Origin of the sequence: Campylobacter canis (assembly GCF_045504005.1) — a bacterium.
Lineage (GTDB): Bacteria > Campylobacterota > Campylobacteria > Campylobacterales > Campylobacteraceae > Campylobacter_A > Campylobacter_A canis.
Genome location: NZ_JBJJXH010000002.1, coordinates 209,434 through 234,929 on the forward strand (window position 1 = coordinate 209,434; position 25,496 = coordinate 234,929).

General features: G+C 38.2%; 24 protein-coding genes and 6 tRNA genes. 12 read left to right on the forward strand and 18 right to left on the reverse strand.

Going from position 1 to position 25,496, the window contains the following annotated elements:
• Positions 1–160: 160 nt before the first annotated feature.
• From ACHJH3_RS03190 to ACHJH3_RS03205, 4 genes are all read left to right on the forward strand, one after another.
• Complete coding sequence (locus ACHJH3_RS03190) at positions 161–820, forward strand: thiol:disulfide interchange protein DsbA/DsbL (protein ID WP_170018809.1); 660 nt, start codon at positions 161–163, stop codon at positions 818–820.
• 9 nt (positions 821–829) lie between these two features.
• Positions 830–1,459: a protein-disulfide oxidoreductase DsbI gene (gene dsbI, locus ACHJH3_RS03195; RefSeq protein WP_170018808.1), complete on the forward strand. Its 630-nt coding sequence runs from the start codon at positions 830–832 to the stop codon at positions 1,457–1,459.
• Between the two features lie 67 nt (positions 1,460–1,526).
• Entirely contained in the window at positions 1,527–3,185 is a 1,659-nt protein-coding gene (locus ACHJH3_RS03200; protein ID WP_407063554.1) for a sensor histidine kinase, read from the forward strand.
• Complete coding sequence (locus ACHJH3_RS03205; RefSeq protein WP_407063555.1) at positions 3,182–3,871, forward strand: response regulator transcription factor; 690 nt, start codon at positions 3,182–3,184, stop codon at positions 3,869–3,871. Before ACHJH3_RS03200 ends, ACHJH3_RS03205 begins: the two co-directional genes overlap by 4 nt.
• Positions 3,872–3,987: 116 nt before the next feature.
• On the opposite strand, the gene ACHJH3_RS03210 is transcribed toward ACHJH3_RS03205, so the two are convergent.
• The 7 genes from ACHJH3_RS03210 to ACHJH3_RS03240 form a co-directional block, all read right to left on the reverse strand.
• Complete coding sequence (locus tag ACHJH3_RS03210; protein ID WP_407063556.1) at positions 3,988–4,512, reverse strand: disulfide oxidoreductase; 525 nt, start codon at positions 4,510–4,512, stop codon at positions 3,988–3,990.
• Between the two features lie 9 nt (positions 4,513–4,521).
• Complete coding sequence (locus tag ACHJH3_RS03215) at positions 4,522–5,166, reverse strand: thiol:disulfide interchange protein DsbA/DsbL (RefSeq protein WP_169943035.1); 645 nt, start codon at positions 5,164–5,166, stop codon at positions 4,522–4,524.
• A 60-nt stretch (positions 5,167–5,226) separates the two neighbouring features.
• Positions 5,227–6,246 (reverse strand): DUF1176 domain-containing protein, encoded by a 1,020-nt coding sequence (locus tag ACHJH3_RS03220; RefSeq protein WP_407063557.1) that lies wholly within the window; start codon positions 6,244–6,246, stop codon positions 5,227–5,229.
• 15 nt (positions 6,247–6,261) lie between these two features.
• Positions 6,262–7,200, reverse strand: a complete 939-nt coding sequence (locus ACHJH3_RS03225; RefSeq protein ID WP_407063558.1) for a DUF3137 domain-containing protein — start codon at positions 7,198–7,200, stop codon at positions 6,262–6,264.
• Between the two features lie 126 nt (positions 7,201–7,326).
• The gene (locus ACHJH3_RS03230; RefSeq protein ID WP_169943032.1) at positions 7,327–7,938 is read right to left on the reverse strand and encodes a cytochrome c3 family protein; all 612 of its coding nucleotides are present in this window, start codon (positions 7,936–7,938) and stop codon (positions 7,327–7,329) included.
• Positions 7,935–8,372 carry a cytochrome c3 family protein gene (locus tag ACHJH3_RS03235; protein ID WP_169943031.1) on the reverse strand — a complete coding sequence of 146 codons (438 nt, stop codon included), beginning with the start codon at positions 8,370–8,372 and terminating at the stop codon, positions 7,935–7,937. The genes ACHJH3_RS03230 and ACHJH3_RS03235 overlap by 4 nt, the downstream gene beginning before the upstream one ends.
• A gap of 18 nt (positions 8,373–8,390) precedes the next feature.
• Positions 8,391–9,950 carry a flavocytochrome c gene (locus ACHJH3_RS03240; protein WP_407063559.1) on the reverse strand — a complete coding sequence of 520 codons (1,560 nt, stop codon included), beginning with the start codon at positions 9,948–9,950 and terminating at the stop codon, positions 8,391–8,393.
• Positions 9,951–10,310: 360 nt separating this feature from the next.
• On the opposite strand from ACHJH3_RS03240, the gene ACHJH3_RS03245 reads away from it, so the two are divergent.
• Together ACHJH3_RS03245 and bcp are read left to right on the forward strand one after the other, a co-directional pair.
• Positions 10,311–10,511 (forward strand): tautomerase family protein, encoded by a 201-nt coding sequence (locus ACHJH3_RS03245; RefSeq protein ID WP_169943029.1) that lies wholly within the window; start codon positions 10,311–10,313, stop codon positions 10,509–10,511.
• Positions 10,508–11,044 carry a thioredoxin-dependent thiol peroxidase gene (gene bcp, locus ACHJH3_RS03250; RefSeq protein ID WP_407063560.1) on the forward strand — a complete coding sequence of 179 codons (537 nt, stop codon included), beginning with the start codon at positions 10,508–10,510 and terminating at the stop codon, positions 11,042–11,044. Before ACHJH3_RS03245 ends, bcp begins: the two co-directional genes overlap by 4 nt.
• A 208-nt stretch (positions 11,045–11,252) precedes the next feature.
• Here bcp and ACHJH3_RS03255 read toward each other — a convergent pair whose 3' ends face one another.
• The 10 genes from ACHJH3_RS03255 to ACHJH3_RS03300 form a co-directional block, all read right to left on the reverse strand.
• Entirely contained in the window at positions 11,253–11,888 is a 636-nt protein-coding gene (locus tag ACHJH3_RS03255; protein WP_407063561.1) for a LysE family transporter, read from the reverse strand.
• A gap of 151 nt (positions 11,889–12,039) precedes the next feature.
• Positions 12,040–12,124 (reverse strand) — tRNA-Leu (locus tag ACHJH3_RS03260).
• Positions 12,125–12,173: 49 nt separating this feature from the next.
• A tRNA-Arg gene (locus tag ACHJH3_RS03265) sits at positions 12,174–12,250 on the reverse strand.
• Between the two features lie 12 nt (positions 12,251–12,262).
• Positions 12,263–12,339 (reverse strand) — tRNA-Arg (locus ACHJH3_RS03270).
• 5 nt (positions 12,340–12,344) lie between these two features.
• Positions 12,345–12,421: transfer RNA gene (locus ACHJH3_RS03275), tRNA-His, on the reverse strand.
• 8 nt (positions 12,422–12,429) lie between these two features.
• Positions 12,430–12,507, reverse strand: a tRNA-Pro gene (locus ACHJH3_RS03280).
• Between the two features lie 155 nt (positions 12,508–12,662).
• Complete coding sequence (locus tag ACHJH3_RS03285) at positions 12,663–13,331, reverse strand: DNA alkylation repair protein (protein ID WP_407063562.1); 669 nt, start codon at positions 13,329–13,331, stop codon at positions 12,663–12,665.
• Positions 13,321–14,661 carry an MATE family efflux transporter gene (locus ACHJH3_RS03290; protein WP_407063563.1) on the reverse strand — a complete coding sequence of 447 codons (1,341 nt, stop codon included), beginning with the start codon at positions 14,659–14,661 and terminating at the stop codon, positions 13,321–13,323. The genes ACHJH3_RS03285 and ACHJH3_RS03290 overlap by 11 nt, the downstream gene beginning before the upstream one ends.
• 419 nt (positions 14,662–15,080) lie before the next feature.
• The gene (locus tag ACHJH3_RS03295; protein ID WP_169942988.1) at positions 15,081–15,821 is read right to left on the reverse strand and encodes a TerC family protein; all 741 of its coding nucleotides are present in this window, start codon (positions 15,819–15,821) and stop codon (positions 15,081–15,083) included.
• 79 nt (positions 15,822–15,900) lie between these two features.
• Positions 15,901–16,935 carry a threonine aldolase family protein gene (locus ACHJH3_RS03300; RefSeq protein WP_407063564.1) on the reverse strand — a complete coding sequence of 345 codons (1,035 nt, stop codon included), beginning with the start codon at positions 16,933–16,935 and terminating at the stop codon, positions 15,901–15,903.
• A gap of 184 nt (positions 16,936–17,119) precedes the next feature.
• Here ACHJH3_RS03300 and ACHJH3_RS03305 point away from each other — a divergent pair, with 184 nt between their 5' ends.
• A complete protein-coding gene (locus tag ACHJH3_RS03305) occupies positions 17,120–19,324 on the forward strand; it encodes a TonB-dependent siderophore receptor (protein WP_407063565.1) in 2,205 nt (734 codons plus the stop codon).
• Between the two features lie 132 nt (positions 19,325–19,456).
• On the opposite strand, the gene ACHJH3_RS03310 is transcribed toward ACHJH3_RS03305, so the two are convergent.
• Positions 19,457–19,531 (reverse strand) — tRNA-Glu (locus ACHJH3_RS03310).
• 66 nt (positions 19,532–19,597) lie between these two features.
• On the opposite strand from ACHJH3_RS03310, the gene ACHJH3_RS03315 reads away from it, so the two are divergent.
• From ACHJH3_RS03315 to ACHJH3_RS03335, 5 genes are read left to right on the forward strand one after another with little or no spacing between them, the layout of a single operon-like run.
• Positions 19,598–20,077, forward strand: a complete 480-nt coding sequence (locus tag ACHJH3_RS03315) for a hypothetical protein (protein ID WP_169942990.1) — start codon at positions 19,598–19,600, stop codon at positions 20,075–20,077.
• Positions 20,074–20,910: a deoxyribonuclease IV gene (nfo, locus tag ACHJH3_RS03320; RefSeq protein WP_407063566.1), complete on the forward strand. Its 837-nt coding sequence runs from the start codon at positions 20,074–20,076 to the stop codon at positions 20,908–20,910. Before ACHJH3_RS03315 ends, nfo begins: the two co-directional genes overlap by 4 nt.
• 10 nt (positions 20,911–20,920) lie before the next feature.
• Positions 20,921–22,150 carry an OmpP1/FadL family transporter gene (locus ACHJH3_RS03325; RefSeq protein ID WP_407063567.1) on the forward strand — a complete coding sequence of 410 codons (1,230 nt, stop codon included), beginning with the start codon at positions 20,921–20,923 and terminating at the stop codon, positions 22,148–22,150.
• A gap of 8 nt (positions 22,151–22,158) precedes the next feature.
• A complete protein-coding gene (locus tag ACHJH3_RS03330; RefSeq protein WP_407063568.1) occupies positions 22,159–23,721 on the forward strand; it encodes a fatty acid--CoA ligase in 1,563 nt (520 codons plus the stop codon).
• A complete protein-coding gene (locus tag ACHJH3_RS03335) occupies positions 23,705–25,432 on the forward strand; it encodes an ATP-binding protein (protein WP_407063569.1) in 1,728 nt (575 codons plus the stop codon). The genes ACHJH3_RS03330 and ACHJH3_RS03335 overlap by 17 nt, the downstream gene beginning before the upstream one ends.
• The last annotated feature ends 64 nt before the right edge of the window (positions 25,433–25,496 follow it).

Below are 25,496 nucleotides of genomic sequence, written 5' to 3' on the forward strand. Positions count from 1 at the left end.
AAAACAAACCGATAAAAATTTAAATAGATTTTAAGTGTATAATCTAATTTTATATATTAATATTAACTACTAAATTTATCTTAAATTTATTTTCGTGTTATTTTTGTGGAAGTTCGGTTGTATAAAATTACGATATCAAATTTATTCCAAAGGAGTTTAGATGAAATCTCTACTTACAAAAACAACTAAAATTTTAGCTGCAGTTGCGCTTTTGGGTGCCGTAAGTGCTAATGCTTTTACAGAAGGTAAGGATTATATGGTTCTTGAAAAACCTCTAAGCGTAGAGAAAGGAACTCTAACTAAAGTTTTTAGCTATGCTTGCCCGTTTTGCTACAAATACGATAAAAGCGTAACTCCAAAAGTGGTTGAAAAAGTATCCGGCCTAAAATACGTGCCGTATCACTTAAAAACCAAGGCCGAATACGGAGAGGCTGCAAGCAAAGTTCTTGCCGTTTTGGTGGTTAAAGACCAAGAAAAAGGAGTAAATTTACTTGATGATAACTCAATGTTCAAAAAAGCGAAATTTGCTTACTACAAAGCATATCACGATAAAAAAGAGAGATGGAACGACGGCAAAAATCCAGAAGCCTTCATAAAAACAGGGCTTGATGCTGCCGGAATGAGCATGGATGAATACAACAAAGAGCTTGAAAATCCAAAAGTAATCGAACTTCTTAAAAAATGGGACGAGTCTTACGAAGTGGCTAAAATTCAAGGTGTTCCTGCGTTTGTAGTAGATGGCAAATACCTTATCTACACAAGCACTATCACTTCGGTAGACGGCTTTGCCAAGCTTATAGAAGAGTTGCTTAAAAAATAGGCTTTCAAGATGAATATAGTAAATAAAATTTCAGCTTGGCAGGATACTAGATTTCCTTGGCTGCTGATGGCTTTTGCGAGCATTGCGCTGGTTTTGCTGGCGCACTCGCTCTTTCAAAAGTACGTCTATATGCCGCCTTGCGAACAGTGCGTATATATAAGATTTGCTTTTTTATGTATGGCATTTGGCGGTTTGATAGCGGCTATCAATCCTAAAAATTTAGTTCTTGCGTTTATAGGATATGTGTTTGCGTTTTGGGGAGCGATCCAAGGGATAATGTATAGCGTTAAGCTAGCCAAAATTCACACTGCGGTTCATAGCGACGATCCTTTTGGAGTTCAAGGATGCTCAACGGATCCCGTATATCCGTTTAACCTACCGCTTCACAAATGGGCGCCTGACTGGTTTTTGCCTACGGGGGATTGCGGATACGATAACCCTATAGTTCCCGACGGAGTGGCATTAAGCGGATTACAAAAATACCTTGTAGACTTATATCAAGACGGCTGGTATCTAATCCCTTCAAAACACTTCATGTCAATGGCGGACTGCACGCTTCTTGGCTTTGGTCTATGCTTTATAATCCTGCTTGCAATGGCGGTATCTAAAGTCATAACCTTAGTTAAAAACCCTAAATAATCTAATAAAAGGTCTGAATTTTCAGACCTTTTTAGATATACTGCTTGCCTAAACAAGGAGTAGTCCGGTGGGTATTGATATATTCAACAAATACAACTTCAAAATTTATATCATCATAATCCTATCCAGCCTGTTTGTGATACTTCTTGGCGCAAACGTATATAAAAACGCCAAACACCACATCGCGACCCTTTCAAATACAAACAAAATAGCCACTAGCGAAAATATCGTGCAGATATTTCAAATTTGGCTTGATGAGAGAATAAATTCTCTTGTTAAAGCCTCTAAGCTTATACAAAATGCCGATATATTAGACGATGAAGAGAGTATTAAGAAATTTACTCAAGCCTTTTTGGACAATTTGAGCGAATTTGATCTAGTTCAGCTTTTAAAAGACGACGGAGAGATCTATATAAACGGCGAGAAATTTCCAAAAAGCCCCAAAGAGATAAATTCCAGACTAAGCCTTATCTGGTATCTGGAGACAAAAAATAGCAACAAACCTACGGTAAATTTCATGCCCGAGCATGCGATTTTAGAGCAAGAGACTTTAAATTTATGCGTACCAAACTACAAAAACGGTAAATTTGCAGCGGTTTTATGCGGAGTAGTCAAAGTAAAAAGCATATTTGACAACATAAGCAACTTCAAGCTTCCTCCCAACTCATACTCCTTTATCGTAACGCACAGCGGCGAAATTTTAACTAAGATGAAAGATGAAAAGTTCAAAGCGCAAATTGAGGATAAATTTCAAGAGCTGTTTTTAAAAGACGAGGACATAAGCAGTATAGTTGTGGATTCAAATTTCATATCCATAGCGGAAATTCCATCGCTTAATTGGTTCATAGGCGCAGGCACGGACAACGCAAAAGAGACAAAAGAGCTGCTTGGAGCAACGACCAAAAACGCACTTACGTTACTTTTTGCGTTTATCGCGCTTGCCTTTATCGCAAACTCGCTTCATAACTTTATGTATGCCAAGATCAAAAAGCGTCAAGATGAATACGAAGCAATTCTTGCGCACAAAGCCAAGATGAGCGAAGCGGGCGAGCTCATAAGCGGGATAAATCATCAGTTCATTCAGCCCGTAAATTCGCTAAATTTAGCCATATCAACGTTACTTATGCTAAAGCGAGAAGGCAATCTTGACGAGCAGATGCTGCAAAACATACTTGAAAAAGGGCAAAAGTCCATATTGCTACTAAGCAATACGATAGATATCTTTAGAAATTTTTACAAAACAAGCGAAAACATAAGAGAATTTAGCGTCAAGCAGAGCATTAAAAATCTCTTAACTCTTATGCACACCGAGCTTACAAGAGCCAATGTACATGTGATTTTAAGCGAATTTGAAGATAAAAAAGTAAATCAGATAGAAAATATAATCCAGCAAATTTTACTTATCTTAATCCACAATGCAAAAGACGCTTTGGTGGATAAATTTAAAGACGATATCAAATCAAGAAGAGTGCAAATAGATGTAAAATTCGATGAAAACAGGTGCTATATAGATGTCATCGAATTTGGAAGCGGGGTGAGCGAAGCGATGAGCCACAAGATATTTGACGAGCCAAAAACTACCAAAAAACAAGGTAGCGGCATAGGACTGTACTTTGCTAAAAAGCTTGCCAACAGAAAGATAAACGGCGATATTAAGCTCGTAAATAGAGCGCTCCCTACGGTATTTGAGTTAAATTTCGATGTTGATTTAAAGGGCGATAAATGAATAACGAATCTTTAAAATTACTAAAAAAGCTATCGATTTTGATCGTTGAAGACGACGATATGTCAAGAGAGCTTATAGCAAGCGGACTAAAGCCCTATTGCGCTAGCGTTAGAGTCGCCGCGGATGGATGCGAGGGGCTTGAATGCTTTAAAAAACAAAAATCAGACATCGTCATAACGGATATCCATATGCCGATAATGAACGGATTTGAGATGATGAAAGAGATTTCAAGGCTTAAACCTCATCAAAAATTCATCGTCTTTACTTCTTACGATACGGATATGAACTTGATGAAAAGCATAGAACAAGGCGCTGCGCTATTTTTAAAAAAACCTATCGACATCAAAGATCTTCGCTCAATGATAATTGCGTTAACCTACGAAAAAGACGAAAAATTAATCAAAATCAGCGACGAAATAAGCATAAATTTAAAAGAGGAGAAAATTTATAAAAACGGAGAGGAAATTTATCTGACATATCTGCAAAATAAATTTTTCTGGCTCTTTGCGTATAACTTAAACAAGCTCGTTAGCTACGAAATGATAGAGGAATTCGTCTATGAAAACGAAGCCGTAAGCAAGGGTGCTATACAAAATATCATCTTGCGTCTAAAGCGAGAGCTTGGGATAAAATTTAAAAATATCTCAGAAGCGGGCTACATCCTAGTAGCAAGTCAAAAAGAGTAAAATGGCTTGGAAAATTTGATTGGAAATTTAAAAGAAATTTGCCCGATTCATAAATAAAACGGGCAAAAACGCTAGCTAATTAAATTTAGCAGGCTATCAAATACAAAATTTTGATGCTAGATAGGATTTATCTCGCTACTTCTTGCGTTGTAAACAAACCAACTTAAAATCATGACCAAAAACACCGCTCCAATCAGAGCAAAAGAGCCAAATCCAAAAAGAGATATTGTATCTCTTGCCTCGCTTGATCCAAAGAAATTTGCATTATCTGGCGCAAAAACAGCAGGCAATATCTTATGGAGCTCAAGACCGAACGGAAAACTCACAGTAAGCTCGTGGATGTTAAAATTCTCAGCGCCGTTTGAGTAGCTAAGACCAAAAATCACGCCCAAAAATATAAACGCATACGCAACAAGCTTTACGATGAATGATTTTGGATTTATCATCGCTATAATCGCGCCAAAAGCGATAAAAATAAGCGCAAATCTAAGCTGAACTAAAAGCAAACTGTTTGCAAAGCTAAAGCTAAGTGCAAAAAGACCAAGCACAACCGCGAGCAAAATCGCCCACGGAATTATCGTGCGCTGCAAATTATAAACAAAGCAGACAAAGCCTTTGTTTTCTCTATTATAATCAATCATGGCACAGACTTATTTAGCTATAAGAAATTTGACGATTTCGCTTAGCTTATCGATACTTGTAGCCGAGCTTAAATTTATCAAATATTTGCCGTTTACCACAAACGCAGGCACTCCGCTAATAACGGCAATATCATAGCCGTCATCCCAGCTAGTTAAAATCTCTTGCGCTCTTGGCGAATTTAAAGCCTTCTCATAATCGCTTTCACTCACGCCCGCGGCCTTTAAAGCAAGCTTAATCACGTCGCTTTTGTCGCCTTTTAAACCACCTTTATCGTGTTGAGCTCTATAAATAGCAAATTTCGCTTTTTTAAATTTTGATTTATCGTCAAAAAGACCGACTCCGCTTTGCTCGTCAAGCGCCATCATAGCGGCTAAAATTCCGCTTACGGTCTCGCCGAATTCGCCCTTAGTCTTTAGATGATAAGGCTTAAACTCAAGCCCTTGGATACTAGCTACAACTTTCCCCGTAACTGATTTATCAAACTGGTAGCAGTACTTACATCCGTAGCTAAAAACCTTTACCAATACGTTTTGTCCGACATTTAAAGGCTTATCAAGAACCAAATAATCCTTATTTTCCTCAAACGCTGCCGCAAAGGAGCTCAAAAGTCCAAAGACAACTAAAATTCGCACAAATTTGCTTAGTATTTTCATGCAACTTCCTTTCTTACTAATGACTTGCAAAATACTACAAAAGAGATGATAAATTTGAGGTTAAAATTGCTCTCTTTCATCTTGCCATACAACATCGCTTGTATATCTTGGAAGCCGCCACGCACCGCCTGCTACACCCTTACAAAGCCCGGTTGTACCCTCGCTAGCTCTTACAAATTTCTCTCCGTCCCAAACTTCGGTTCGATAGTAGTAGCAGTCTCCTAATCCTCTTATCTTTTGATTTGCTCTAAGCTCGCCTTTATAGTAGTCGTTTAAGTCGTTATCAAAGGTCTGAATCACTTTAGTAAGTCCGGCATCCATGACAGCAAACAAATCAGATTCGTTATAGGCGCTCATAGAGCAGCGAGTTTGCACAAGAGAGTGGGTTTCGTTTAGCTTATGCACCCAGATATCGCTGTGTCCGTGATCATAAAACATACTAAAGCAGTCGTCTTTATTTGTAGTTGATTGAAGAAGCTTATATATCGGCTCATAACTCGCTTCGCCTATCCTTATAGTCTTTTCATCGCCTATCGTAGCAGCCGCATTTATGACAGGCGCTTCTGCTGGCTCATAGGGCTTCATACCATCTAACCTTCCTTGATACTCAAGCGATTTTAGCCAAACCGCATTAAAGCCCTTTGGCGATAAAACAAGAGCAAAATCCCTTATCTTAAACTCAACTTTAGGGTTTCCTTTAAGCGCTTTTACGAGAGTCTTTATCTGCTTTTCATCAAGCCTTGCCGTATCATCTCCGCTTTGCGTTATATCAACCGTGCCGTAGCTTTTACCGTCTATAAAAAGCTCTGCGGTTTTATCCTTATCCATATCGACTCTATCGTCATTTATCTGGACATATCCGTAAATTTCACTCTCCTCGCCCGCTTCTGTGGCAAACATAACAGAAACAAGCCCCCTGTCTTCATCGCTTTGATAGCCCGTGATCCTGCAAGTGCCGGTGTTATCACAAACTACAAGCCAGTCTTTATGCTCCAGATACGTGCCGTCAAACCCCTCAAAGCCAAGCAAAGTAATCGCACAAAACGTGCAAGAAGCTAAAATTTGTGCAAATTTATTCATAATTTTCCTTTCGGTTCAGTTATATATGTGGTTTAGTTTTAAAATTCTAATGATGTTAAAAAGGCTGTTTAGATCAGCCGCGATCCTTTTATCTAAATTTTTACTAACGATACTTTGATGGATATCAGGCTCAAAACTATCGATGCCTCTGTTTATCTTGATGTAAATTTTATCTTTGACAAAGCTTATTCCGATGGGAACTCTCATGTTTTTAGCAAGCTTTACTATGGACTCCATTAGTGCAGGAGTTAAGATATACATCGCGTTTTGAATATCGGTCGTATATACCTTAAAAAGCTCGTTAAATTCAGCATTATCGACGATGATTTCTTTAGCCGAAGGCTCATCGGTCTTGCCGCCAGATAGCACGAAAGTCTTTGACTCTATCTTTTTATTAAAACTCGCTACGAAAAATAACCCCTTAAAAAACATCAAAGCCCTATCGTCACTCTCGCCCGTGATCGGATTTACAAAGCTGTCTTTACCCTCAAGCGTAAGGTCGCTAAAGCTAAATTTAACGCCGTCTATCTCGCCGCTTACCAGGTCATTGCCGTAATCTTTTGTAATGATAAAAAATAGCCTGCTTTGCATTATATAAAATAAATTTACGTGGCTATGCATGTCGTAGTTAAACCCAAGCGAATTAAGATAGCTTTCAAGATAAAATTTCTTATACTTGCTTGCAAATTCATGCTTTTCTTGCTGAGCAAAATAAAAAAACAGGTTATCATAAGCCACATAAGCAAGAAAAAGAGAAATCGCAAGAGCTAAAATTTGACCTAAATTTCTACCTTGCAAAAAACCTATGTGCATACTTGGCGGAATTTGAGTAAAAATTTGATTAAGGACGTAAAAAACGCAGATAAATATCGCTAAAGTAGCCGCTATGCGATATGAGAAAAATTTAGAAAGTATGAGCTTTCGCTCTTTTTCAAGCTCAAGTAGGGTTTTCAAATATAACCTTTAAATTTGATTGATTATATCAAATTTAAGCTTTGAAAGAGGATTTTTAGTGGGTAAATTTGCCCTGTTAAAAGATAAAGGATAAGCCCGACAAGCGTTTAGCTTATCGGGTTAGGTTTATTTTTCTTTAAAATACTCAGCTTCAAGCTTCTCAACCTCTTTTATAGCCTTTCTTTCGTAAAGCTTAAATTCAGGCGAATAGTACTGAAGCACGGTTTTTAAGCCTTTGTGCCCCACTTCCAAGTGGCAACTTGCGCAACCTATTTTATTTTCCGTATCCAGCAAACTTACGTAATGCTCGTGCATCTCTATGGCTTTTTTAGAGAATTGCTCGTTGGTTAAGTAGTTTGGATGACACTTTATACATCCGTCATCAAACACATACCTAGCTCTATGCTTCATATTGGCAAGCCAATACGGGCTGGTTTTGTTAAAATCATCTGTAAAAAAGTGCTTATAGCCTTCTACTACGCCGTTTCTAGCCTTAGTGTAGATATAATTCACAAGGCTATCGTGCGGTAAATGGCAATCCACACAATCGACTTTAATTCCCGTCTTACCCGCTCCGCCATGCACATCTTTTCTATAAGCTATCGCCATAGGTATCATCTCGTGGCAAACTACGCAAAATTTCTCATCGCTAGTTGCCTTCAGCGCTCCGTAAGTTACGTATGAAGCGGCAAGACCCAAAAAGCCTCCGATAACCACCCATAATAAAATCTTTTTCATGGCGTCTTCCTCATCCACTGCTTAACCTCCCTCTCATGACACTCGTCGCACATATTTACCGACTCTTTGTGCTCTCTGTGACACTCGTCGCAGTATAAATTCGGACCGTCATGAACGGAGTTGTGAGGATTGGCTTTTAGCAGATCCATGTAAGCAAGGCGCTCTGCCATGTATTTTTTACTCTTATGACAGGCGAGACAGGATCTCTCTCCCGGATCTTTAAATTTTTGAGGATCGTCTCCTTGCTCTGCGTGACAATTTAAGCAGTTAAACATAAGCACGCTGTGATGATCCTTGATGGGATATTTTTCTAAAAGCTCTTTCGTCATTCCTAAATTTTTATCGGCAACCTTGGTTGCATTGCCGTCGGCTGCCGATAAATTCGATATAGCCATAAAAAAGATACTAATTAATATTAAGATCTTTTTTTGCATCAATATCTCTCCGATAAATTAGATATTTTCTCCGGCAATCATACCAAATACCAAACAATCGGTAATAGCGTTACTTCCTAGGCGGCTTGCTCCGTGAGTACCACCCGTAACCTCTCCTGCCGCATAAAGATTTGGAATCGGCTCATTTGTCATAGAAGATATAACTTGTGCTTTTGTATTTATCTTTAATCCGCCCATTGTGTGGTGAACTTTCGGAGCCCCTCTAACCGCATAAAACGGTGCAACAGAGATATCTATACCTTTTGTTGTTTTAGAATCTACAGGTTTTCCAAAGTCTGCGTCTTTACCCTCTTTTACAAAGCCGTTATATCTCTCGACTGTCTTTTTAAGCTCATCGGCAGGGATTTTAAATTCAGCCGCAAGCGCGTCAAGAGTATCAAATTTTTTCACTAGACCCGCTTCAAGAGCTTTTTCGTAATGCACAGGAAGCATGTGAGTAAGCGCTCTTGAGTCGCAGAAATTTATAGGATAGTTTCTGTCATCCTCGCCTTTTTCATAAATTACTTTAAACATCGCTTCACTTCTGGTTCTTCTATCTGCCAGCTCGTTCATGTAGCGTTTGCCTGTTCTTGGATTTACGGAAATTCCAAACATAAACGCACCGTTTACGTTAAACATAGATCCAACGCCAAATCCAGGCTCATCAGCGCAAGCCCACGGTCCGTATTGTATCCAGCTTGGTTGAACAGGATATGCGCCCACTCTAAACGCCGCTAAAAGTCCGCCCGCAGTTGAGCCGGGTTGGTTAGTAGAATCGGTCTCAGGAGTAATTCTTGGATCTTGAAGCCTTCTATAGACTTTATCTCGGCAAAATCCGCCACTTGCCAAAACAACCGCTTTTTTAGCTTTAAAATACTTCACGTCGCCGCTTTTATTTTCGGTATCATCGCTTAATAATTTGCCGTCAAATTTATAGTTTTCTCTTGCCATAACACCGATCACCGCGCCTTTATCATCTAAGATAAATTCATCAAATTTAGTTCTTTTTTTGATAGTTGCGCCTTCCATTTTTTCAAATGTTTCAATCATCGGAAGCACTATACCCGCACCGCTTCCGTTTTCGGTTTGCAAACTTCTTGGAACCGAGTGTCCGCCTGCGTGAGTGATTTGGTCGATATATTTCGCACCGCAGTCAAGTGTTAATTTATAAGCATCTTGAGCTCTTTGTCCGATTATCTCTAAAAGCTCTTTGTGATTGATGCCGCGTCCCGCTTTTAAAGAGTCTTTCATAAATAGCTCGGTGCTATCTTTGATGCCCGCTTTTATCTGCAAGTCGCTGTTAGGCACGGCAAAAATTCCTCCGTTGATAACGGAATTTCCTCCAAGACGACCCATCTTTTCAAGCAAGACTACTTTGTTGCCTTTTTTAGCAGACGTTATACCCGCAGCCAAAGCCGCAAAGCCAGAGCCAATGATCACAACGTCAAATTCCTCATCCCATTTAACGTCTTTAGCGTTCATAGCAGCATTTGCATTAACGCCACCTAGCGCTAGCATACCAGCGCCTACCGCACTAATCTTAACAAAATCCCTTCTAGATAGATTTTGATTTTTCATTATATCCTCCTATGAATATGGTTTGAGATATTGTTTAAATTAATTATATCAAATGGCTTAAGTTCTATCCTGAAATAACAAACTATGCTAAAAAATAAAAATATTTTATATTTATTAAGCGTTAAAAATACAATCAATATCGTCATTTTTGAGTTTTATTTATGAATTTAAATATCAAATAACACTCTCGTCTTTCTTATTTTTTGTCCAAATTTTATTTATTTTCTTAAAATATTATTAAAATGAATAACTAGATTTAAGTTTTAAAAATAAATTATTTAATATTTTTAAAATTTGCCTGACATTACTTTTAATAAATCAAATTTGGCTATAATTTTTCAAATTTTATAAGGAGAACAGATGCCTTTCGTAAATATCAAAGTTTCAGCACCTGAGCCTACCAAGGATCAAAAAAAGCAAATTATCGCCGAAGTTACGGACACTCTAGTAAGAACGCTGGGTAAAGACCCTGCTGCGGTGCTTGTGATGATAGAAACACTTGAAGCAGAAAGTATCGGCAAAAGCGGACTTAGTTTAGAGGATTTAAGGAGTAAAAAATGAGTTGCAAGAAAAAAGAAGCTTGCGAAGTAAAGAGTGAATTTAGCAAAGAGGATATAGAGCGCAAAGTAACGCTTGCAACAGGCGATAAAGCGCCAAATTTCAGCCTTGAAAATCAAGATGGAGTAAGTGTGAATTTAAAAGACTTCATCGGTAAAAACGTCGTGCTTTATTTTTATCCGAAGGACAATACGCCCGGATGCACCACCGAAGCTTGCGAATTTAGCGCGTTTTACGATGATTTTATCGCTCAAGATACGGTCATAATCGGAATAAGTCCCGATAGCGTAAAAAGCCATGCGGGCTTCATACAAAAACAAAATTTAAAGCATATTTTACTCAGTGACGAGAACAAAGAAGTAGCTAAAGCCTACGGGGTTTGGCAAGTTCGCAAAAACTACGGCAAAGAGTATCTCGGTATCGTTAGAACAACATTTGTTGTAGGCAAAGACGGTAAAATTTTAAAAGTTTATAAAAGCGTAAAAGCCAAAGATCACGCAGCAAAAGTGCTTGCCGATTTAAGTAAAAATATATAAAAATTTAGCTTACTTGAAAGAATTTTAGATATTTTCTGAAATTTTAAAAGAAATCTATAATTTAGCTTCAACAATCAAGCCAAAAAGCTATTTTGTTCTGGAGGGGTTTCAATCTCTCCAGAATAGCTATTTTGTATTAAATTTTATATATCATACAAAACGTAATTTAAAAAAGCGCAAGTATAAAACACAGATATTTTAACAAAAATCAATCCTTTGCAAAAACGACTTTAAGTCCAAAGCCAACTAGCAAAGCGCCCATAAATCGCTCTATGGCTTTTTTAAATTTATAAAATTTGCTTACTAAAATTTCGGTCGAAAACAAGCAACCAACCGCCACAAACCAAACCAAATGCACTAAAGATATCAAAGCCCCAAAGCTAAGCTGCACCCAGATAGGGGTATTTGCAGTGATAAGCTGAGTGAAAATGCTAAAAAATAAAATAGTCGTTTTGGGATTTAAGACATTGGAAGCAAAGCCCATTTTAAAAGCCTCAAACGCGGAAAATTTCTCATTTTCTACACAGCCTGCATCAATATCAACAAGAGATTTAGAAGTAAAAGTTTTATAGCCGATATAGATAAGATATGCGGCACCCAAATATTTAATGATAGAAAAAAGCGTGATAGACTGGGATATAATGAGAGCAAGCCCCGCGATAAAGTATCCTACGTGAACCCAGATCGAAGTAGCTATGCCAAAAGCCGAGTAAATCCCAGCCTTTCTTCCGTGCATGATAGAATTTCTAACCGTTATTACAAAATCAGGTCCGGGGCTAACGGTGATGACAAAAATTATAAATATAAGCGCTGAAAACTGGCTTGCATAACTAAAAATATCCATAAATTTTACTCCTTTACCACTTCAAATTCGAATAAAATATTACAAAAAAATTATGAAATATTATATAAAGGCATAAAATTAAATTTCTGCTGAAAGATTTGTTTTTATTAATGTTTTATATTTGTATCGGAAAGTTTGTGTATATTGAAGATGGTGCGGATGAAAGGACTTGAACCTTCACGCCGTGAGGCACCAGATCCTAAGTCTGGCGTGTCTGCCAATTTCACCACATCCGCACGTGTATAAATAATGGAAGTTTATCTAAAAAATATTAAATAAACCAAATGGTACGCCCAAGAGGATTCGAACCTCTGGCCTACGGCTTAGAAGGCCGTTGCTCTATCCAGCTGAGCTATGAGCGCATAACAACAAAGTGGCGCGCCCGATAGGAGTCGAACCCATAACCTACAGATCCGAAGTCTGTCGCTCTATCCAATTGAGCTACGAGCGCCAAAGTGGGGTGAGTGATGGGAATTGAACCCACGACCCTCAGGACCACAATCTGATGCTCTAACCGACTGAGCTACACTCACCACATAGATGGTCGGGGTGAAAGGATTCGAACCTTCGGCCCCTTGGTCCCAAACCAAGTGCGCTAACCAGCCTGCGCTACACCCCGAAGTATGTGTGCCCTACTTCATTGAAAAAGCGCATTTTAACCAAAATTCGGCTCAATGTCAATAAATTTTAGATTAAAATTTATTTTTTAGCCATATATCTTAATTTAACTCTTAAAAACAACCAAATTTAACTAAATTAGCAAAAATTTACATATCAAATTCTAAGTTTTACGAGCTCATCTTTGACGCTCTTTTGCACCCGAAAACTATCTCTTATCTTTGAAATAGTTTTGTTTTGCACAAATTTGTCAAGCCTTTTACTCTCAAGTAAATTTAAAACAGGCTCTTTAAATTTGATAAAAATTTCAGCCAAAGCCCACGACATAGCCATTTTGACATAGTATCTCTCGTCTTTTTCGTTTATGCAAATTTCAAAAAATTTATTAAGTTCAAATGCCTCTAAATTCCTCATAAAATAGACATAGAAAAAGCGCTTTTCATACTCCAAATTTGAGCTAAGACACTGCGAAAGAAGCAAATTTACAAATCTACTACCTTTAAATTTTATCGCGTCAAACTGATCGCAGATCGCCCAATTTGGCATAGTTTTTACAAATTCGCTTGCAAGAGCAAATTTACTCTCGTCATCTTTTAGATTGATGATTAAAAACGCTTTTATCGCAAATTCCTCATGAAAAGCAGGCTTAAAAAGACGAATTTCTTCTACGTCTAACTTGAGTGAAAAATCTTTGGCTATCTTTTTAAGCATAGGCGTTCTCACACCCAAAATTTCAGGCTGAGATATTAATTTTTGCGAAAAAATCCTAATTTTTTCTTCCTTATGAGTTTGTAAAATTTCAAATAAACTATCCTTAAACTCCACCGCTATCCTTTTTGAGCAATTTTTTAAGCTTAAAATACATATAAATCAAAAAACATCCCGCCGTAAAATAGACGTTGAAAAACATGCCGATCCAAATATCTACAAGCACCCCTTGTAGCACATAAACTACGAACGAAAATATGCAAATTTGAAGCACGATCAGTCGCATAGCGTTTAGCACAAACGCCATTGTAGGTTTTTTTATCGCTTGCAGGGCGCTGCCTGAGATATTTATGACTCCGTATCCGAAAAATGCGAAAGAATTTATAAGAAGGTAGCTTTGTCCCGCACTTAAAACCTCGGCATTTGTATCAAAAAGCGAGATGATATAAGTGCCGCAAAACACGCAAAAAGCGCAGGCAAACAAACAAAAATAAAGTAAAATTTTAAGCGCGCATTTATAGCACTCTATCACACGCTCATACTCTTTAGCGCCGAAATTTCGAGATATGATGCTAAGAACGGCGGCGGCTATACCGATAGTAGGCAGGGCGACGATCTGCTCTATCCTAAGCGCGATACCATATCCTGCAACCGCGTTTGTGCCGTAATGGCTTATAAATTTTAGCAGTATCAGTCCGCCAAGCGACATGGAAAGATAGTTTAAGCATGCAGGCACGGCTTGCCTTAAAATCTTAGAGTAAATTCGCCAGTCGGGCAAAAACATAGCCGGATTTTGAAAATCAATCATGCCCGTTTCGCGAACTTTTTTAGACAGATAAAGAGTGCCTAAAAACTGCACGCTTGCCGTCGCAAAGGCTATCCCACCCACTCCAAGATCAAAAATATATACATAGACATAGCAAAAAAGAGCATTGATAAAAAGCCCCACAAACAGCCAATTTCTAAGCGTTTTTGTATCCCCAAGCGCGACTAAAACGCCGTTTAATCCCTTAATAGCCAAGAAAAACGGCGAAGCTAGAAAAATCACTCTTATATACTCAAGCGCTTCGCTTAAAAACTCATCGTTTGCACCTAAGAAAATTAGCAATCTAGGCGTGATAAGATAGCCTAAAATTCCCATTGAAATAGCAAAAAGAAGCACGAAAACAACGCCCTTTTGAGCGTAAATTTTAGCTAAAAATTCCCTTCTTTGCCCAAGTGAATTACCAATCAGCGCAGTAAGAGCCGAGCCAAATCCAAGCCCGATACCGACGACGCTAAGATAAAGCAAAAAGCTCATCGACATGCCCGCAACCGCAGTCGTTGAGATCGTAGAAGCAAAGTAAGTTCCCGTAACGTTATAAAGAGTGTTAAACATCATGGCAAGCCCGGCAGGCGTAGCTATAGCGATGATAAGCGGACGAATCGGGTCTTTTACGAGGTTCAAATTTTGCCTTTTTGCTTAGTTGCGGACAAATTTTAGCAAATTTATTCAGACCATAGGGTTAAATTTCTAAATTTATATAGGTCTTTTGATTAAAAACGAATTTAATCGAAGCCTGTATGACTTTATAAATTCCACAAATAATGCGTTATAAAGATTTCATTTTTAGCTATTTGCAATTTATCGGTAAGCAAGCTACTCTGCAAAAAATCATTGCGAAAAACTAGCGAATTTACGATTATAAAGATCAAGTCTTACTCATAAGGCAAATAGTTTAAATTTGATGACAATACAGCTTTAAGCCGTGCGGATGTAGGTTTCTAAGCGCTATACCACTATAAGATAAAGGCGGATTTGTATTTTATAGATTTCAAATTTGTCGCACGCATAAAAGCGAGCGAGCAAAATTTGATTTTTAAATTTTAGGCTTTACTTTCGTCTTCAAGTCGTTTTGCTTTTTTGCGAGCATAGATATTTAAAAGCTCGACCGCAAGCGAAAATCCCATCGCAAAGTAGATATAAGCCTTAGGCACGTGCAAGCCAAGTCCTTCGCCCACAAGAGCAAATCCGATCAGGATAAGGAAGGCAAGAGCGAGAATTTTGATCGTAGGGTTGTTGTCCACGAAATTTGATATCGATTTTGAAGCAAACATCATCACGCCAACCGCGATGATAACAGCTAAAATCATAATCTCAATATGGTCTGCCATACCAACCGCCGTTATAACGCTATCAAGCGAAAAGACTATATCAAGGATAGCGATTTCAGTGATGATAACTAAGAAATTTGCCTTTTTCGCCGTCTCTTTGTGCGATTCGCCGTGCTCGCCGGTTACGTTTGAGTGTATCTCAAGAGTGGATTTTGCAATGAGGAAAAGTCCTCCTAAAATAAGCACCAAATCACGCCCCGTAATCGTAAAATCAAATACGCTAAAAAGCGGTTTTGTAAGCTTCATGATCCAAAATAGCGAAAGCAACAACAATATACGAGTAATCATCGCAAAACTTAGCCCCATCAGTCTAGCCTTATCGCGCTGATGAGGAGGGAGCTTGCCGACTAAAATCGCTATAAATATGATGTTATCGATACCCAAAACTATCTCAAGTCCGGTAAGCGTAACTAGCGATAGCCAAGCTTCAGGAGAGCTGATCCATTCAAACATTCCGATATATCCTTTGTAGAAATTTAAATTTGATTATATGTAAAATTTGGTTTAAACTTTATGAAATTTTATTATTAAATCAAAGCGCCTTAATATCTCTCACAAGAGCTTCCACATCCTCTTTTGAGCTGGACCAGCTTGTGCATACTCTGATAAAATTTCCCCCGTCTTTCGTCTTGTAAAAATTTGCAAACAGATATTTTTTACTCAGCTTTTCAAGCTGCACATCGGTTAGGACAAAAAACTGCTGATTTGTATAAGAATTCGCCTGAGCCTTTATGCCTTTTGCCTCAAAAGCTTCTCTTATCTTAAGTGCGTAAGAGACTGCATTTTTGCAAATTTCAAAGTATAAATTATCACTAAAAAGTACGTCAAACTGAAGCCCAAGCATCCTTCCTTTGGCTAAAAGCGCTCCTCGCTGCTTCATAATATGCCTAAAATCTCTTTTAAGAGCGTCATTTGTGATGACAACAGCTTCGCCAAACATCGCTCCGCACTTCGTGCCTCCTATATAAAAAACATCGCTAAGTGTTGCGACATCGTTTAAATTTAGATCGCAATGCTTGCTAGTAAGTGCATACCCAAGACGCGCGCCATCTACAAAAAGAGGTAAATTTCTTTGCTTGCAAACCTTACTTAGCTCGCTAAGCTCCGCCTTAGAATAAAGCGTGCCGCTTTCTGTAGGAAGAGAGATATAAACCATCCCAGGAGCTACGGTGTGACATCTTACGGGATCGTTTTCATAAAGCTCGCAATACTCCTCAACCTGAGCGGCACTTATCTTGCCGTCTATTGAAGGCAGGATCAAAACCTTATGCCCGCCGGCTTCTATCGCTCCCGTTTCGTGTACGGCGATGTGTCCGCTATCAGGAGAGAGCACGCCTTGATGAGGTCGCAATATAGAAGCTATAACGACTGAATTAGTCTGTGTGCCGCCTACTAAAAAATGCACATCCGCATTAGGCGTACCGCAAGCTGCTCTTATCTTGTCCGCTGCGCTTTTGCAGTATCTATCATCGCCGTATCCCAGAGTTTGATCATCGTTGGTTAAAGCAAATTTTTCAAGTATTTTTGGATGAACTCCGCTTGCATAATCGCACTGAAAATGTATCATATTTCCTCTTTGTTATTTTATTCAAGCCCGAATTATACAACAAAATTATTTTTAAGGCTTCGAATTTAATTAATCAAATTAAATTTTTTGACATTTATTTAATTCTCATTAAGCTTTTTTTATTAATTCATTAACTAAAATAACAACGATTATTAAAATCTATACTAAGGCAAAAAAAAAAAAAATGAAAGTATCTATGGCTTTATCTATTTTACTGGTTTGTCCGATTATATTATCGGCAAATAACGATCAAAATTCGCCGGTAAATTTAAAAACATCCAAGATTGAAGAGGTGGCTGATTTAGATATCACCGAAAAAACCGGCTCATACACAACATCCCAAATGACTACCGCAACAGGACTTGAGTTATCCATAAGACAAACCCCTCAATCGGTAAGCGTAGTAAGCAATAAGCTTATAAAAGATTTGGCTTTAAACGAAGTAAGCGATGCTCTTGGATACTCAACGGGAGTTTATGTAAATTCCGAACTGGGCAGAAAAAACATGCAAATTCGAGGCTTTAATATAGACAATGTTCAAGAAGACGGAGTCGCATCTTCAGTCGCAACTTCACTCCAAGGAGATCTTGGTTACTCAAAAGAGATGAGTTCTCTTATATTTTACGACAGAATCGAGGTTTTAAGGGGCGTAGCGGGTCTTACTCAATCAAATTCGGAGCCAAGCGGAACTATAAATCTAATACGCAAAAAACCTACGAAAGAATTTCAGGCATCAGGCAGCTTAAGCGCTGCAAGCTGGAGTAACTATGGAGGAAATTTCGATATTTCGGACAGCCTAAATTCAAGCAAGACTATAAGGGCTAGATTTATAGGAAGTTTAAACAAAACAGGATCTTTTAAAGATACTATCTCGGGCTCGGGACAAAAAGAGGCTGCGGGAGTAATGCTTGGCTTTGATATAGGCGACAATAGCGTATTAAATGCCGGCACTATATATCAAAAAACAACCGGAGTGTATGACGTTTATGGAATTCCTTCAGTTGACAGCAACGGAAATTTATTAAATTTAGACAGAAAATCTTATTTTGGAGCCGATTGGAGCCAAGACAAATATCAAAAAATAAATACTTTTGCGGATTTAACTCATTTTTTTAGTGACGATTGGAGCTTATCCGGCAAGATTAATTACACCAAAAGCGAGGGAAATTTTAAATTCGGACAACTTTGGGGAGTTAATCCTTACGGCCAAAGAACTCACTTTATAAGAAGGCAAAAATTTGAAAATTCGGGCGATGAAATAAATTTCAAATTAGATTTGGTCGGAAAATACGAACTACTAAATCAAAATCACGATTTTTTTACAAATGCGGGAATTTCAAAAGAGAAATTTACCACACAAAGCAAATGGGGTAGAAATTTGCAAGGATATTCGATATATGACTTTGACGCAAAGAGCATACCTGAACCAAATTGGGATTTAAACTCAAATTTAATCCTTAACAACAAAAGCCTCACAACCATATATCAGCAGTCCGTAACAAGCGGAACAAGGATCAATTTTACGGATAATTTACATCTGCTAGCAGGTGTTAGATTTAGCAGAGTTAAAAGAGAAAGCGCAAGCGAAAATTTATTAATAAATATTTCTACGAATAACCAAATAATGACCAAGAGTAAATTTACTCCTTATGCAGGTCTTACTTGGGATTTTGCTCAAAACCACTCTTTTTATATAAGCTGCGCAGAGATATTTAAGCCTCAACCCGTAAAATCAAAAGACGGTAATTATATAGAGCCTTTAGTAGGTTCAAGCTACGAAACTGGTATAAAATCGGAATTTTTTGACAAACGCTTAAATACGGCTATCGCTCTCTTTCGCATAGAGCAAGAAAATAGAGCCACATCTGATATAGCGGATCCGACATCGTTTTTTGCCGACGGAAGAGTAAGAAGCGAAGGATTAGACATTGAAATTTCAGGCGAAATTTCAAAAAATTGGCAAATTTTTGCAGGATACACTTTAAATAAAAGTAAATATGTAAAATCCGAAATCACGAGCAGAGATACCGATACCACAAAAGGAGCGCTTGCGAATGCATATACGCCAAGACATGTATTTAGGTTGTATACGAGCTATCAGGTGCCGACATTTGAGGCTCTTAGAGTATCTACAGGAGTTAGATATCAGTCAAAAACAAGCTCAAAATACAAAAAGACGCTTGCACTTACTCCACCTGATCAAGAAGCTTATGCCCTTTGGGATGCAAACATAAACTATAAGATTAATAAAAATTTCGATATAGGATTTAACGTCAAAAATATAACCGATAAAAGATACTTTTTAAATACAAGCACAAGAGTTGCGGGAGGAAGAAATTATTACGGAGATCCAAGAAATTTCACACTAACTATCAACTATACTTATTAAATTTAAATTTTCAGGTCTATCTTAATAGTCCTGAAAATAAAAAACCGCTTTAAATCTTACATAAAATAATTGTCTATTAAGAAGTGTAATGCTACAATTTGTGGTTTTGTTTTTGAGATTTTATAAGAAATTTGGTGACCCATACGAGACTCGAACTCGTGTTACCGCCGTGAAAGGGCGATGTCCTAACCGCTAGACGAATGGGCCACTGAATTGCGGAAATGTGATTTTATCTCAACAATATTTAAAAATAGCTTAATAAAAAGTGAGTAAATGTATAAAATATTAAAAAATTTGTTTTTTGTGGCGATAGTTTTTTTGATTTCGGGTTGCGCTTCGCTTAAAACTCCTAAAATTTCAAACAGCTTTCAAATCACGATACTTTCGCCGGCTATTAAAATAAACGACGTAGGGTTTTTGCATAAGAGTAAAAATTCCATAAATTTGCAAATTTATAGCTCGGGTATAAATACGCTAAATATCAAAATTAACGATAAAATTTGCACAAATCAAGTGTGTTACGAAAAACTGGAATTCAATAAAAAATTCTTAGGAAACGAACACTACGAGGAACTTTTTAGCGAAATTTTGCAAAGAAAGCCGATATACAACCAAGCGAATTTAGAAACAAATTCGTGCGGATTCAAACAAGATATAAGCAAATATTCATTAAAATACGAAGTTTGCCATGAAAAAACAAGTTTTCAGGACACAAAAAATCGTATAAAAATAATAATTAAAGAGCTTAAATGAAATATATCGGAGCGCACGTAAGCGCAAGCGGAGGCGTAGAAAATGCGCCTTTAAATGCGATGAAAATCGGCGCAAACGCATTTGCATTGTTTGTTAAAAATCAACGCCAGTGGAGTGCAAAGCCACTAAGCAAGGAAAATATTAGTCAATTTAAAGAAAATTTGCGCCTTGCAAACATAAGCCCCAAGCACGTCTTACCGCATAATAGCTACTTAATAAATTTAGGCCATTTTGACGATGAAAAACGCCAAATTTCAATAGACGCTTTTTTAGACGAAGTCGCGCGCGTAGAACAACTCGGGCTTGAGCTTATAAATTTTCATCCGGGCTCACACTTAAAAGAAATTTCAACCGAGGCTTGCTTGGACAACATCGCAAATTCTATAAATTTCATCCTTGAAAATAGCCAAAACGTAAAACTTGTCATCGAAAACACGGCAGGTCAAGGAAGCAACCTCGGCTTTAAATTCGAACACCTCGCATACCTCATCAACAAATGCAACGACAAATCCCGCATAGGCGTTTGTCTTGATACATGCCATACGTTTGCCGCGGGTTATGACATAAAAGAAAACTACGATAAAACCATGAAAGAATTTGACGATATAGTAGGTTTTAAATATCTTTGCGCGATGCACTTAAACGACACCAAATTCGGTCTTGGATCAAAAAAAGATAGGCACGAGAGTCTAGGCAAAGGGTGTTTGGGCTCTAAGACTTTTGAAAACATAATAAAAGATAAAAGAACTGATGAAATTCCCCTGGTACTTGAGACTATTGACGATAGTATTTGGGCGGATGAAATTAAATTTTTAAGAAATTTTACAAATTAGGAGGTAATTTATGAAAAAATATCTGATCGGCTCTTTGGTAGCCTGCACTTTTTTAAGCAGTGCGGGATTTAAAATTTCAGAACAAAGCAATGACGGAACGGCTCTTTTAAACTCAAACGTCGCCACAAGCTTTGGTCCTGACGTATCTTATTACAACCCTGCAAACATGATGTTTTTAGATGATTCTAGGCACTATTTTGAAAACTCGTTTTCGTATTTGCACCTTAACAAAATAAAATTTACCGATAAAAGCGGTCAAAAATACGAATCAAAAGCGGCAAGAGCTTTTGTTCCGACATTTCACTTCGTATCGCCTGAATACTACGCAAACTGGAGATTTGGTCTTTCTTTATTTGCTCCTGCAGGAATTGCCATGAGATGGGATCATCCTGCCGCCAAAGCAACCGCACAAAAATTTCAGCTAAAAGTTTTTGAAGTAAATCCAACCGCAGCTTATAGGATAACTGACGATCTTGCCATAGGCTTTGGTTTAAGAGCGCTTTATTCTCAAGGTAGCGCTTCAAGCGAAGCTATGACTCGATTTGGAGCAACAAGTCGTACGTTAAAAGGCGACGGTATAAATTTCGGCTACAACGTAGCGCTTACCTATAAACCTACCGAAAATTTCAGCCTAGCTGCGACTTACCGCTCAAAAGTAATGATGAAACTAAAAGGAGATGCAAACATAAAAGGTCCTTTTCCGGCGAGTAATTACGATGGTCCTGCAAGAGTAGAGGTTCCTATGCCTGCCGCTCTTGTTTTAGCCACTTCATACAAATTTAAAGACACGACGTTTATGTTTGCATATGAGAGAACCTACTGGTCGGCATGGAAAGAACTTGACTTTGAATATGATAATGCAACAGATAGCAATAAAGGGAATGACTTATTTAAAGCATACGACAAAGCCCACCCAAGAGACTGGAAAGATACCAACTCATATCGCTTGGGTGTAGCTCATGATGCTACAAACAAACTAAGAGTAATGGCAGGCTTTATGTATGACGAGGCGGCTTCTCGTGCCGATAAAACAGGATTTGAGCTACCTGATACTAAATCATATGTCTATTCCGCAGGTTTTAACTACAAATTTAGCGACGACTTGGAATTCGGACTTGCTTATATGTACCAAGACAGAAAGGCTAGAGAGGTTACTAGGGCTATAGATTTTTATCCGAACGGGAAATTTGAAAAAGCAAACGCCCAAATCGTAAATCTAGGTGTGAAATATAAATTTTAAGGCACAAGATGAGTTACATTTATCAAAATTTCTACGAGATGTTTAATGCCTCTTATGATAAGGGCAAAAAGAGCATAGCCATATACGGCGAAGGATATAAAAGAAGCTACGGCGAGCTAAAATTCGAGATAGATGCCGTAGCGGCATATCTGCAAAGCTCAGGCGTAGGTTTTGGCGACAAAGTGGCGATGATAGTTTCAAATTCGGAAGAATTCATCACATCTTACTTTGCTATTTCGGCTATCGGAGCGGTAGCCGTGCCTATCAACACCTTCTTAAAATACGAGGAATTTGAATACATACTAAACGACTGTTCGGCTAAAATTCTCTTTGCCGCGGCAAATTTGGCCAAAGAGATCAAAGGACTTGAAAACAAAACAAACATCAAAAAGATAATCTGGATAGGCGATTTTGAAAATTTAAACGAAACAAACATCAGCTTCAATCAAGCCAGAATGTGCAAGATAGAGCTAAATTTGACCAAGCAACCGACTCTTGACGATCTGGCTCACATTATCTATACCTCAGGCACGACCGGCAAGCCAAAGGGTGCGATGCTAAGCTACCGTAACGTTTTTTCAAACATCATGGGAGCGATGGAGCTTTTTTATATCGGTAAAAAAGATAGATTTATGGTCTTTTTACCGATGTTTCACAGCTTTACGCTTACGGTCATGATACTACTTCCGATATTTTCGGCAAGCTCGATGATACTCGTTAAATCGGTCTTTCCTTTTTCAAACGTGCTTAAGCAAACTCTGCTTAAAAGAGCTACGATATTTCTTGGCGTGCCGGCTATTTACACGGCTATCGGCAAAGCGAAAATTCCATGGTATTTTAAGTGGTTTAACTGCGTAAGGCTCTTTATAAGCGGCGCAGCACCTTTAGCGGAACAGACGATAATCGACTTTAAAAAGAAATTTCCGCGCGCAAAACTTCTTGAAGGCTACGGTCTTAGCGAGTGTTCGCCTGCGGTCGCGATAAATCCAAGTAATAGACAAAAGATAGCAAGCGTTGGGCTTCCGCTACCGGGATATGAGATAAAAATCGTAAATGACGAGATGATGGAAGTGCCTGTAGGCGAAGTGGGCGAGATCATCGTAAAGGGTGATTGCGTCATGCAAGGCTACTTAAATATGCCTGACGCAACGGACGAGACGATAATGAACGGCTGGCTAAGGACGGGCGATCTTGGTAAAGTCGATGAAGACGGATATCTATTTATCGTGGATCGAAAAAAGGATTTAATCATTTCAAAAGGCATTAACGTATATCCAAGAGAGATAGAAGAAGTTCTGTTTAAGATCGAAACCATCGAGGCTGCGGCGGTAGTAGGCATACGCGATGCGCACGCGGACGAAGAGGTCGTGGCGTTTATACAGTTTAAAGACGATATGAGCACGGATGAAAAAACCATAAGAGCTCATCTTAAAAAGCATTTGGCTAATTTTAAAATTCCAAAACATATACATTTCGTAAAAGAACTGCCTAAAAACGCTACGGGCAAGGTTTTAAAACGAGTTTTAAAAGATCAAATCGCAAAGGGCGAACTAAGTGAAATATCTTCTTGAATTTATCGGCTCAAACGCCAAAGACTCAAATTTAAGCGCGCTCATAAACTGCAATGAAAACGAGGCTAAAATTCTTCAATTTCTAAGCAAGGCCTACATAGACGGTAGCGCTCAAAACAGCGTTTATGACGTGCTTAAAGCTATATTTGGCGACGAGAGCGGATATAAATTCCTAAATCATTTAGAAGATATCAGATCACTTATTGATAACGGCTGGATAAATCAAAGCTTTAGTATATTTAAAACTGCCGAAACCAAACCCAACCAATCAAATTTACTAACGCTTTTGCATGTAGAAATTTCACTCTCTGCGGCGTTTTTAAAGATTTTAGAAAACGGTGATGTTAGTATTAAAATGCCCCAAATAACCGCATACGATGATCACTTAGAATACCTAAAAGATCAATTTTTACGTATCGAGCTTTATGCAAGACTTGCTCTTTTTGATCCAAATAGTACAAATGAGGCTAAAAATAGGCTTCAAAAAGAGATTCAAACTCTTGGCGAAACGATAAAAAAACGCCTAAATTTAAGCAAAATCGCCCTTGTCGTAGAGCAAATTTTTAAAGAAAATTCGCTTGATGAAAATGAGCAAATTATCTTTTTAACTCTTTTAAAAGAAGAATATGCCGGCGAATTTGACGGAATGCGAGATCTAAATGCTCTTGTGGGAATTCTAGGCGGAGATGAGTTTCAAAGAGCCAAAAACAGATCGCTGCTTGATGAGGGCTCAAAGCTGATTGAGAGCGGGTTGGTTGATTATGACGAGGTTTTAAGCGCGCTTGGAAACATAACGCGAAGCTTTTTCATAAATGATGATATTTTGCAACGCATAATGCATCCTAAAAACGAGAAAAAAAGCAAAAAACTTGAGCTTGCCAGCATAGTCAAAGAACAAGATATTTTTGAGCTAATCGAGCCTACCTCAACCATCGAAGATGTAGTTTTAAACGACAAGACAAAAGAGCTAATGGATGCGATTTTAAAGCAAGTTGATAAAAAAGTCTTAACGCGTCTTTCAAGCTGGGGGATCAAATCTCGCCGCGCCATAGACGTTAAGATCATCTTTTACGGAGCTGCGGGAACCGGCAAAACGATGAGCGCCATAGGGCTTGCAAAGAGTCTTAAAAAGATGGTTTTAAGCTTTGACTGCTCTAAAATTTTAAGCAAATACGTGGGTGAAAGCGAACAAAACGTTCGTAAAATTTTTGATACGTATAAGGAAATTTGCACTAAGAGCAAGAGCCAGCCAGTGCTGCTTCTAAACGAGGCTGATCAGTTCTTAAGCACAAGGACGGAGAGTTCAAGCGGAGCTGATAAGATGCACAATCAAATGCAAAATATATTTTTAGAGCAGATTGAAAAATTTGAAGGCGTTTTGATAGCCACGACAAATTTCTTACAGAGCCTTGATAGTGCGTTTTCAAGAAGATTTGACTATAAAATAGAGTTTAAAAAGCCAGATTTTGCGGCACGCCTTGCAATTTGGCGAAAAGTAATGCCTGAAAATGCGAGCTTTGAAGATGGATTTGACATCAAAGAACTTGCCAAATTTGACTTAAGCGGCGCGCAAATCATGCTTGTGCTTAAAAACACGGCTCTTAAAGTTGCCATTAGAGATGATGGAATTTTTACTCTTAAGGATTTTGAAAACGAGATAAAACGCGAAATTTCAAGCGCCTTTGACGAAGAGAAAAAAGTAGGGTTTTAAACTAATATTTTCAAATACAAAAAAATAAAATCAAGCAAAATTCGCTTGATTTTATGTAGTTTTA

Excerpts from the sequence above, each read along its gene's own strand:
- bcp (WP_407063560.1), top strand. The coding sequence starts at position 10,508 with ATGAGTTGCAAGAAAAAAGAAGCTTGCGAAGTAAAGAGTGAATTTAGC.
- ACHJH3_RS03220 (WP_407063557.1), bottom strand. The coding sequence starts at position 6,246 with ATGAATAAATTTGCACAAATTTTAGCTTCTTGCACGTTTTGTGCGATT.
- ACHJH3_RS03235 (WP_169943031.1), bottom strand. The coding sequence starts at position 8,372 with ATGCAAAAAAAGATCTTAATATTAATTAGTATCTTTTTTATGGCTATA.
- ACHJH3_RS03325 (WP_407063567.1), top strand. The coding sequence starts at position 20,921 with ATGAAAAAATATCTGATCGGCTCTTTGGTAGCCTGCACTTTTTTAAGC.
- nfo (WP_407063566.1), top strand. The coding sequence starts at position 20,074 with ATGAAATATATCGGAGCGCACGTAAGCGCAAGCGGAGGCGTAGAAAAT.
- ACHJH3_RS03305 (WP_407063565.1), top strand. The coding sequence starts at position 17,120 with ATGAAAGTATCTATGGCTTTATCTATTTTACTGGTTTGTCCGATTATA.
- ACHJH3_RS03315 (WP_169942990.1), top strand. The coding sequence starts at position 19,598 with ATGTATAAAATATTAAAAAATTTGTTTTTTGTGGCGATAGTTTTTTTG.
- ACHJH3_RS03255 (WP_407063561.1), bottom strand. The coding sequence starts at position 11,888 with ATGGATATTTTTAGTTATGCAAGCCAGTTTTCAGCGCTTATATTTATA.
- dsbI (WP_170018808.1), top strand. The coding sequence starts at position 830 with ATGAATATAGTAAATAAAATTTCAGCTTGGCAGGATACTAGATTTCCT.
- ACHJH3_RS03190 (WP_170018809.1), top strand. The coding sequence starts at position 161 with ATGAAATCTCTACTTACAAAAACAACTAAAATTTTAGCTGCAGTTGCG.
- ACHJH3_RS03330 (WP_407063568.1), top strand. The coding sequence starts at position 22,159 with ATGAGTTACATTTATCAAAATTTCTACGAGATGTTTAATGCCTCTTAT.
- ACHJH3_RS03245 (WP_169943029.1), top strand. The coding sequence starts at position 10,311 with ATGCCTTTCGTAAATATCAAAGTTTCAGCACCTGAGCCTACCAAGGAT.
- ACHJH3_RS03205 (WP_407063555.1), top strand. The coding sequence starts at position 3,182 with ATGAATAACGAATCTTTAAAATTACTAAAAAAGCTATCGATTTTGATC.
- ACHJH3_RS03215 (WP_169943035.1), bottom strand. The coding sequence starts at position 5,166 with ATGAAAATACTAAGCAAATTTGTGCGAATTTTAGTTGTCTTTGGACTT.
- ACHJH3_RS03210 (WP_407063556.1), bottom strand. The coding sequence starts at position 4,512 with ATGATTGATTATAATAGAGAAAACAAAGGCTTTGTCTGCTTTGTTTAT.
- ACHJH3_RS03300 (WP_407063564.1), bottom strand. The coding sequence starts at position 16,935 with ATGATACATTTTCAGTGCGATTATGCAAGCGGAGTTCATCCAAAAATA.
- ACHJH3_RS03240 (WP_407063559.1), bottom strand. The coding sequence starts at position 9,950 with ATGAAAAATCAAAATCTATCTAGAAGGGATTTTGTTAAGATTAGTGCG.
- ACHJH3_RS03295 (WP_169942988.1), bottom strand. The coding sequence starts at position 15,821 with ATGTTTGAATGGATCAGCTCTCCTGAAGCTTGGCTATCGCTAGTTACG.
- ACHJH3_RS03230 (WP_169943032.1), bottom strand. The coding sequence starts at position 7,938 with ATGAAAAAGATTTTATTATGGGTGGTTATCGGAGGCTTTTTGGGTCTT.